This is a genomic window from Streptomyces lonarensis, assembly GCF_012033735.1.
GTDB lineage: Bacteria > Actinomycetota > Actinomycetes > Streptomycetales > Streptomycetaceae > Streptomyces > Streptomyces lonarensis.
Genome location: NZ_JAAVJD010000197.1, coordinates 1 through 9,838, shown reverse-complemented (window position 1 = coordinate 9,838; position 9,838 = coordinate 1). Strand labels below are relative to the sequence as shown.

Here is a 9,838-nt window from a genome sequence, read left to right as displayed (position 1 = left end):
CGCCGCGCCGCGGTCGTACGACGACCGCGGCCCTGCTGCTCCCGGCCGCCCTGCTCGCGGTCGTCGCCGTCCACCTCGGCCTCGGCGCCTCCGGCGTCGGGACGGGCGACATCGTCGCCCACCTGCTGGGCCGCGGCGACCCCTTCACCGGTGACGTGCTCGTCGGCAGCCGCCTGCCGCGCACCCTCACCGGCCTGGTGGTGGGAGCGGCGCTGGGCGTCGCCGGGGCGCTGCTCCAGGGCGCCACGCGCAACCCGCTCGCCGCCCCCGACACGCTCGGCGTCAACGGCGGCGCCTATCTGGCGGTCGTCGCCGTCGCGTTCACCGGCGTCAGCCTGGGGCCGCTGCCGGCCGGTGCCGCCGCCTTCCTGGGCGGCCTCGCGGCGATGTCGGTGGTCCACCTCCTCACGCGCGGCGGTGTGCTGACGGCCGGGCGGGTCCTCCTCGCGGGGGCGACGGTCGCGCTCGCCACCACGGCGTGCGCGGCCTTCCTCCAGATCCTGGACACCCAGGCGACGCAGGGGCTGTTCTTCTGGGGCAACGGCACACTGCTCCAGTCCGAGCTGACCCGCCCGCTGGTGGTGGGCGCGCTGGTCGCCGTGCTGGTCTGCTGCGCCCCGCTGCTGGCACGGCCTCTGGACCTGCTGGCGCTGGGGGACGAGACGGCGCGGGCGATGGGGGTCCGCGTCGAGCGCATCCGCCCTGCGACGCTGCTGCTCGCGGTGGTGCTGTCGGCGGCCGCCGTCTCCCTGGCGGGGCCGATCGGGTTCGTCGGGCTGATCGCACCGGTGGCGCTGCGCTCGCTGGGCATCCGTCACCACGCCGCGCTGCTGCCGCTGTCGGCGCTGCTCGCCGCCGTGGTGGTGCTCTCCGCCGACAGCGCCGCGCAGCTGGCGTTCCCCGCTTCCGCCGGCCACGGCGAGCTGCCGGTCGGCATCGTCACCGCGCTGATCGGCGGGCCGGTCTTCATGCTGCTGGCCCGCCGCATCCGCACCGGGGACGCCGACACCGGCGCTGCGGTGGTGGTCGGGGACGGCCTGCGGCGCGGCTCCTACGCGCTGTTCCTGGGTGGCGCGCTGCTGACGCTGGCGGGCGCCGTCCTGCTGGGGCTGCGCATCGGCGACGCCGACGTGGGGTGGGCCGACATCGGCGCGTTCGTGGTCGGCGCCGGGCCGGACGCCGCCTCGGGGGTGCTGGGCTACCGCCTGCCCCGGGTGCTGGTGGCCGCGGTGGCCGGTGCCTGTCTGGCGCTGGCGGGCACCGCCGTGCAGTCGGTGGTCCGCAACCCGCTGGCCGAGCCCTCGCTCATCGGGGTCACCGGCGGCGCGTCGCTGGGGGCGGTGTTCGTCATCGCGGCCGTGCCCTCCGCGCCGCTGGTGGCGCTGCCGCTGGCCGCCGCGGTCGGCGGTGTGGCCGCGTTGGCGGTGGTGGTGCTAGTGGCTCGCGGCCCGCGCGACGAGCGGCGGCGCACCGGGCTGGACCCCACGCGTGTGGTCCTCGTCGGCCTCGGCGCCTCCGCCACGGCGACCGCCCTGGTCAACGTGCTGGTGATCGGCAGCCAGATGAACATCGCCGGGGCGCTGACCTGGCTGGCGGGCAGCACCTACGCCAAGGACACCACGGCGCTCGGCTGGCTCGCCGTCCCGGCGGTCGCGGCGGTGCTGCTGGTGCTGGCGGCACGCGCCGTGGACCTGCTGGCGCTGGGCGACGAACTGCCACGGGCGCTCGGCATGGATCTGGGACGGGTGCGGCTGCTGGTGCTGGGCGCCGGGGCCGTGATGGCGGCGGGCACCGCCGCGGCGGTGGGGGCGGTCGGGTTCGTGGGGCTGCTCGCCCCGCACCTGGCGCGCCGCCTCGTCGGCACCGGGACGTTGCGGGTCGCGCCGGTGGCCGCGCTGCTGGGCGCGACGCTGGTGGTGGTGGCCGACGCGCTGGGGCGGTGGCTGCTGGCGCCGGTCGAGATCCCCGTGGGGATCGTCACAGCGGTCATCGGTGCGCCCTACCTGATCTGGCTGCTGCGCCGGCGCGGTCCCGCCTGACCCGGCCCGACTCCGGCGCCCCGCCGCGCCGTGCGCGAACTCCCGCCCCGGGCCCGGGGCGGAGTGCTTGCCTCCGATAGTCAACTCCGTTACGCGGAGGCCCTCTTGACGGGGGCTCGACCAGCGGGATAGCGATACGTCGTAGCCCGGCGACGGACTGTTGCGGAATTAGGTAAGCCTTGCCTAAGCTGAGGGCGCGTTCGGGTCCCCGTACGCCACGCACGCCCCCCACGTCCCTTCCGCCTCCCGGAGCGACTCCATGCGCGCGCCCCATGACCACCCCGTCCCCCGGCTCGACGCCGTCTCGCCCGCCTCCTGGCGCGAGGCCGGCCGCCGGCTCCTCGCCAAGGCACTCGGCGAATGGTGCTTCGAGGACATGCTCAAGGCCCTCGACAACGGGGACGGCACCTACCGCGTCGACCTCGACAGCGGCATCACCTACCAGTTCAGCGCGACCCCCGGGGCCTTCGGCTGGCTCAGGGTCGAGCCCGGCTCGGTCACCCGCACCGGCACCGGCATGCTCGGCAACAGCATCGCCGAACCCGCCTGGGACCCGCAGCGGTTCCTCCTCGACGCCGTCGGCAGTCTCGGCACCGACGCCTCCACCGCGGCCACCTACTTCACCGAGCTCTCCGCCACCCAGGCCGTGGACGCCGCCCGCATCGAACACGGCGGCACCCCCGTTGCTGCACTCCGCACCCTCGGCCATGCCGAACTCGAGTCCCACATGACCGGCCACAACCTGCTGGTCGCCAACAAGGGCCGGGTCGGTTTCTCCGCCACCGACGTGCGCGCCTACGCCCCGGAGTCGGCCCGCCCGGTCCACCTGACCTGGCTCGCGGTCCACCGCGGCCTCGCCGACTTCCGCGGCACCCCCGAGCTCTCCGAGCGGGAGATCCTCCACCGCGAACTCGACGCCGACACCCGGGCCGCCTTCACCGCCCGCCTCAGCGGGGCCGGCCTCGACCCCGACGGCTACGTCTGGCTGCCCGCCCACCCCTGGCAGTGGGACAACACGCTCCAGACCCTGCACGCCGCGGACATCGCCCAACGCCGCATCGTGCCCCTGGGCGACAGCCCGGACGCCTACCTCCCGGGCCAGTCGATCCGCACCATGACCAACGTGACGACCCCGGGCCGCTACGACGTCAAACTGCCGCTGCGCATCCTCAACACCCTGGTGTGGCGCGGGATACCACCCCACTGCACCGCCGGCGCACCCGTGGTCACCCAGTGGCTGCGCGGCATGCTGGAGACCGACCCCTACCTCACCGAGGAGACCCGCACCGTCTTCCTGGGCGAGGTCGCCTCCGCCACCGTCCGGCACCCCTACCTCGAAACGCTGCCCGACGCCCCCTACCAGTACCTGGAGACCCTCGGCTGCATCTGGCGCGAGCCCGTCGAGGCACGCCGCGACGCCACCGAGCGGGTCCGCACCTTCGCCTCGCTGCTCCACACCGACACCGCCGGCGACGCCTTCGTCGCCGAACTGGTGCGCGCCTCCGGCGTCGAGCCCCTCGCCTGGTTGCGGCGGCTCTTCGACACCCTGCTCCATCCGGTGCTGCACGTCCTCCACCGCTACGGGCTCACCTTCAACCCCCACGGGCAGAACACCCTCATCGGCTTCGACGAGAACGACCTGCCCACGCGGCTCTACCTCAAGGACTTCGTGGACGACGTCTGCGTCTCCTTCACCGACACCCCCGAACGCGGCCCGGAGCCCGACGGGCACGACCACGTGCTGCCGCGCAAGCACCCCTCGGTCATCCGCCAGCACGTCATGGACCAGATCTTCGTCGGCCACTTCCGCTACCTCGCCCCGCTCTGCGCCGACCAACTCGGGGTGCCGGAGCAGGAGTTCTGGCGGGCTGTCCGCGAGACGGTGCTCGCCTCGCGCCGCCGGACCCCGGAGCTCGCCGACCGGCACGCCGCCTACGACCTGCTGACCGAGCAGATCCCCCGCTACGGCCTCAACCGCGACCGCATCGTCGTCACCCGCTACGGCGACCGCGCGCTGCGCCACGCGCTCCACCCCAACGGCACGCTGCCCAACCCGCTCGCAGCTCCCTGACGTCGTCCGGCCCCGCCCCGCCCCTCCGGGGCAGGCGGCGGCCGACGCCGCGAGCCCCACCAGCACGTCGCCGTACCGGGCGCCCCGCGCCCACCACCCCGCACGACCGCGCCCCGACCCGGCGCGCGCCCACGCGCGCCGACCGTCGCCGAGGCGCCGTCCGGCCGTGCCCACGACCCACCCCGTGGAGAACCCGTGACATCCCTGGCCGAGGTCCCCCTCGCCCCCGCCGACACCACCACCACCGCGGTCCGCCTCGCCGGCGCCCGCGCCGGACTGGCCGACATCTCCTCGCTGCTCGCCGGCGCCGTCGGCACCTCGCTCGCCCACCACGCCCCCGGCCCGCTGCCCGCCGGCACCCCCGCCGAGGTCCTGGCCGCCGCATCCCGGGCGCTCGGCCCCGCCGCCCTCCCCGAACGCGGCGCCGGTGAACTGCCCGCGCTCCAGCTGCTGGCCCGGGTCATGAGCGAGTACGGCGTCAACCTCGCCCACCCGCACGCCGCCGCCCACCTGCAACCCCCGACCCTGACGGTCGCCGTCGCGGCGGACGTCCTCGCCTCGGCCGGCAACGGGTCGCTCGACACCTACGACTCCGGGCCCGCCGGCATCGCCGTCGAACGCTGGCTCATCGGCGCCCTCACCCGGCTCGCCCGCCTCGGCCCGGACGCCGACGGCGTCCTCACCCCCGGCGGCTCGCTCTCCAACCTGCTCGGCCTCCACCTCGCCCGCGACGCCGCCGCCCTCCGCCGCGGTGTCGACGTCCGCCGCCACGGCGTCGCCGCCCTCCCCGGCCCCCGGGTGCTGTGCAGCGAGATCGCCCACTTCTCCGTCCACCGCGCCTGCGCCGCGCTCGGCCTCGGCGAGGACGCGGTGATCCCCGTCGCCACCGACCGCGACCACCGCATGCGTCCCGACGCCCTCGCCGACGCCCTCGCCGCGCTCGGCCCCGACGAGACACCGATCGCGGTCGTCGCCACCGCCGGTACCACCGACTTCGGTACCGTCGACCCGCTGCCGGCCGTCACCGAGATCGCCGCCCACCACGGGGTCTGGACCCACGTCGACGCCGCCTACGGCTTCGGCACCCTCTTCTCCGACCGGCTCGCCGGCCGGCTCGACGGCATCGAGTCAGCCGACTCCGTCACCCTCGACCTCCACAAGATCGGCTGGCTCCCCGCCGCCACCAGCGTGCTGCTGGTCTCCGACCCCGCCGGCTTCGGCGCGCTCGACCGAGAGGTCGCCTACCTCAACCCGGCCGACGACGCCGACGCCGGGTTCGACGGCCTCCTCGGCCGCAGCCTCCAGACCACCCGGCGCGCCGACGCCGTCAAAGCGGCCGCCGCCTTCCTCGCCCACGGCCGCTCCGGCCTCGGCGCCATGGTCGACCGCTGCCACGACCTGGCGCGCCACGCCCAGGCCCGCATCGAGTCCGAGCCCGCCCTCGAACTCGTCGCCGGCGCCGACCTCACCACCGTCGTCTTCCGCTACCGCGGTGCCGATCCCGCCGCGGACGACCGCCTCAACGCCGCCCTGCGCCGCTCGCTGCTGGAGACCGGCACCGCGCTGATCGGCCGCACCGAGGTCCGCCTCCCCGGCGCCGACCCCGCCGCCGACCCCGCTCTCGCCGGCGCCCCGGCGACCGACGCCGCCCCGCGTCGCGTCTGCCTGAAGTTCACCCTGCTCAACCCCACGACCACCACCGACGACATCGACCGTCTCGTCGCGGCCGTCCTCGCCGCCGGACGCCGCTGCGGCCACCACGCCCGGGAGCGCACCGCATGACCGCCACGCCCACCACCGGGTACGCACCCGCGCCCGGCACCCCCGCAGCCACCGCCGACCCGCTGCACGCGCCCGAACCGCGCGCCGCCGCCGAACACGCCCACCTGGAGGCGCTGCTGCGCTGCTGGCTCGCCGAGACCGGCCACCCCGTCGCGCCGGGCCCGCTCACCGTGCGGCTGCCCGCCACCGGCACCACCCTGACCACCGAGGTCACCCACGCCTCCGCCACCGGCTGGCACCGTTTCGGCCCGGTCCGGCTGGACGGCCCCGCGGGCCCGCTCGGCGCGACCGCCGACCCGGTGACCGCCGTCGCCCTCGTCGCCGCCGAGGCCGTCCACCGCGGCGCCGCCGCCGGCCGCGCCGCGCCGGCCGCCGCCGAGAACGCCGACCTCGTGGAACGCACCGCCGAGTCCGTCCGCCGGGTCGCCGGGTTCCTCGCCACGCGCCGCGACCAACCCGAACCGCCCCCCGGCACCGACGGGTTCCTCGACGCCGAGCAGGCGCTGCTCCTGGGGCACCTGCGCCACCCCGCCCCCAAGAGCCGGGACGGGATCTCCGAGCCCGACTGCGCGCGGTGGTCCCCCGAGACACGCGGCTCCTTCCCGCTGCACTGGTTCGCCGCCGACCCCTCGGTCGTCTCCCACGACGCCGTCGCCGGCGCCCCCTCCCTCGGCGGCCTGGACACCCCCCGGCTGCTGGCGGAACTCGCCGGGTTCGACCCCGGCGGCGGCCGGGTACTCGTCCCCGCCCACCCCTGGCAGGCCGCGGACCTGCTCGGCCGGCCCCGGATCGCCGCGCTGGTCGAGGACGGCCTCCTCGAACCCCTCGGCCCCGCCGGCCCCCACTGGTTCCCGACCTCCAGCGTCCGCACCCTCTACCGGCCCGGCGCGCCCGTCATGCTGAAGCTCTCCCTGGGCCTGCGGTTGACCAACTCCCGCCGGGAGTCCACCCGCACCGAACTGCTCCGCGGTGTCGAGGTCAACGAACTGCTCGACCGCGGCCACGCGGACACCACCTTCGCAGCCCACCCCGGCTTCACCGTCACCCGCGACCCCGCCTGGCTCGCCGTCGACACGCCCGCCGCGTCCGGCGGCCCCGCCACGACCGGGCTCGACGTCTCCGTGCGCGAGGTTCCCGCCGGCATCGACCGGCTGCGCTGCCTCGCCGGCCTGGTCGCGCCCCGCCCCGGCGCCGGCCCCAGCCGGCTCGCCGCCCTCGTCGCCGCGCTCGGCACGGACGCGGCCCCCCGCTGGGTCGCCGACTACACCGACCGGGTCCTGGTGCCGATGCTCCACCTCTACGCCGCCACCGGCATCGGCCTGGAGGCGCACCAGCAGAACACCCTGGTCCGCCTCGACACCGCGGGACGCGTCACCGGAGCCGCCTTCCGCGACAACCAGGGCTACTACCTGGCCGCCTCCCACCTCCCGCCGCTGCTGCGGCGGCTCCGGCGGGAGACCTCCACCCTCGCCCTGGTCGACGACGCTCTCGCCGACGACCGCCTCTGCTACTACCTGCTGCGCAACCAGGCCTTCGCCGTCGTCGGCGCGTTGGCCGTCGACGGCCTCGCCACCGAGGAGGAACTGCTCGCCGCCATGGCCGCCCGGCTGCGCGCCGCTCTCCCCGGGCTGGCCGCCGCCGGCCCGGACGGCGACCGCCTCGCCGCCCGGTGGCTCAGCGCGGGGACCCTCCCGCTCAAGGCCAACCTGCTGACCCGCCTCCACGGCATCGACGAGGTGCTGGCTCCCCTCGACTCCCAGTCGGTCTACCTCGACGCGCCCAACCCGCTGAGCGCCGCCGGCGGAGCGGGGGAGCGCCGATGAGCGGCCCGACCGTGCGACCGCAGGAGGCCGCGGCCGACACCCGGCCCGCCGCCGTCCCGGCACCACCCCTGCCGCGGCTCCACGCCCCCTGGACGCTGCGCCCCGCCGACCCGGCCGGTACCGACCCCGACACCCTCGCCCGCTGGATGGCGGAGCCGCACGTCGAGGCGTTCTGGCACCAGGCGTGGCCCCGGGAGCGCTGGGCCGAGGACATCGCCGACCAGCGGGCCGGCGACCACAGCCTGCCCTGCCTGGTCGCCGAGGACGGCCGCGACCTGGCCTATGTCGAGATCTACCGCGTCGACCGCGACCGGCTCGCCGGCCGCTACCCGCACGACCCCCGCGATCTGGGGGTGCACATCGCCGTCGGGGAGACCGGAGACACCGGCCGCGGGGTCGGCCGCCGGCTCCTCGGCGCGCTCGCCGCCGCCCTGCTCGCCGCGGACCCCGGCTGCCGCCGGGTCGTGGCCGAGCCCGACATCCGCAACGCGCCCTCCGTCCGCGCCTTCACCGCCGCCGGCTACCGCCGCTGCGGTGAGGTCTTCCTCCCGGAGAAGACCGCCGCCCTGCTCGTCCACCCGCGCAGCGACAAGGACCTGCCCCGATGAGCCGTCCCACCCCCGGAGCCCCCGGGCACACCGACACCCCCGAACCGACCGACACCCCGGAGCCGACCGGCCCCGCCGCCGTCCACGACGTGATCGCCGTCGGCTGCGGGCCGTTCAACCTCGGCCTCGCCGCGCTGGCCTCCACCGTCGACGGCCTCGACCTGGTCGTCCTGGAGGAGACGGCGGAACTGCACTGGCACCGCGGCATGATGTTCGACGAGGCGTCGATGCAGGTGAACTTCCTCGCCGACCTGGTGACGCTGGTCGCCCCCACCCACCCGCTGTCGTTCCTCGCCTACCTCCACGACCGCGACCGCCTGTACCCGTTCACCGTGCGGGAGAACTTCTTCCCCAGCCGCGTCGAGTACGAGGACTACCTGCGGTGGGCCGCGGCCCGCCTGCCCTCGGTCCGGTTCTCCCACCGGGTGCTCGCCGTGCATCGGGACCCGGCCTCCGGGCTGTTCACCGCGGAGGTCGAGCGGGCGGACGGCGCCCGGCTGCGGCTCGCCGCCCGCCACCTCGTCGTCGGCACCGGCACCGCGCCCCACCTGCCCGAGGCGCTCGCCGCGCTGCCGGCGGAGAGCCTGCTGCACACCGCCGAGTTCCTGCACCGCGGTGAGGACGTCGACGCCGCCGGGCACGTCACCGTCGTCGGCTCGGGCCAGTCCGGCGCCGAGGTCGTCATCGACCTGCTGGAGCGGAACCTGGCCGGCGGGCCCGCCGTCTCCTGGCTCTCCCGCACCCCCTCCTTCGCGCCGCTGGACTACACCAAGCTCGTGCTGGAGATGACCACCCCCGACTACATGCACTACTTCCACGGCCTGCCGGAGGCCACCCGCGACCGGCTGCTCGCCGAGCAGTGGCAGCTCTACAAGGGCGTCTCCACCGACGCCCTGGCCGCCGTCCACGAACTGCTCTACCGCAGGCAGCTCCGCCACGGGCTGCGCCCCGTCGAACTGCGACCCGGCATCACCGTCCTCACCGCCGGGCCCGACGCCGGCGCCGGCGGGACTGTCCTCGGCTGCCGCCACCGCGACACCGGGCGCACCTTCGACCACCGCACCGACCTCGTCGTCGCCGCCACCGGCTACCGCGCCCGCACCCCGGGGTTCCTCGCCGCGCTGGACCCGCTGATACGCCGCGACGCCGCCGGACGGCCGGTCGTCCGCGCGGACCACTCCGTCGCCCTCGACGCCGGGGGCGCCTCCGAGACCGCCGCCGGGAGGCTGTTCCTGGCGGGGACCGAGCTCCACAGCCACGGGGCCTCCGCCCCCAACCTCGACATCGGCGCCATCCGCAACGCCACCATCCTCAACGCGGTCACCGGCAGGGAGGTCTACCGGCTTCCCAAGTCCACCGCCTTCACCGCGTTCGCCCCACCGCCCGCCTGATCCCCTCCGGCGCGGGCCGGCGGGCGCCGCCGCTCCCGCCGACCCCCCAACCGCACACCACCGACCCCCACCGCACACCACCGCCCGCCGTGCCCCGACCGCCCCCGGCGGCGGGGGCCCGGCG

At 76.3% G+C, this 9,838-nt stretch carries 6 protein-coding genes; all 6 read left to right on the top strand.

Features of this window, described 5'->3' with window-relative positions:
- On the top strand, positions 1 to 2,039 hold a 2,039-nt coding region (locus tag HCN56_RS19840; RefSeq protein ID WP_167973073.1), incomplete at its 5' end, for an iron ABC transporter permease.
- 259 nt (positions 2,040 to 2,298) lie between these two features.
- Positions 2,299 to 4,110, top strand: a complete 1,812-nt coding sequence (locus HCN56_RS19835) for an IucA/IucC family protein (RefSeq protein ID WP_167973071.1) — start codon at positions 2,299 to 2,301, stop codon at positions 4,108 to 4,110.
- A gap of 195 nt (positions 4,111 to 4,305) precedes the next feature.
- Entirely contained in the window at positions 4,306 to 5,892 is a 1,587-nt protein-coding gene (locus tag HCN56_RS19830) for a pyridoxal phosphate-dependent decarboxylase family protein (protein ID WP_209312961.1), read from the top strand.
- On the top strand, positions 5,889 to 7,715 hold the full coding sequence (locus tag HCN56_RS19825; protein ID WP_167973069.1) for an IucA/IucC family protein: 1,827 nt from the start codon (positions 5,889 to 5,891) through the stop codon (positions 7,713 to 7,715). Before HCN56_RS19830 ends, HCN56_RS19825 begins: the two co-directional genes overlap by 4 nt.
- Entirely contained in the window at positions 7,712 to 8,323 is a 612-nt protein-coding gene (locus HCN56_RS19820; RefSeq protein ID WP_167973067.1) for a GNAT family N-acetyltransferase, read from the top strand. The genes HCN56_RS19825 and HCN56_RS19820 overlap by 4 nt, the downstream gene beginning before the upstream one ends.
- Entirely contained in the window at positions 8,320 to 9,714 is a 1,395-nt protein-coding gene (locus tag HCN56_RS19815) for a lysine N(6)-hydroxylase/L-ornithine N(5)-oxygenase family protein (protein ID WP_167973065.1), read from the top strand. The genes HCN56_RS19820 and HCN56_RS19815 overlap by 4 nt, the downstream gene beginning before the upstream one ends.
- Positions 9,715 to 9,838 lie beyond the last annotated feature (124 nt).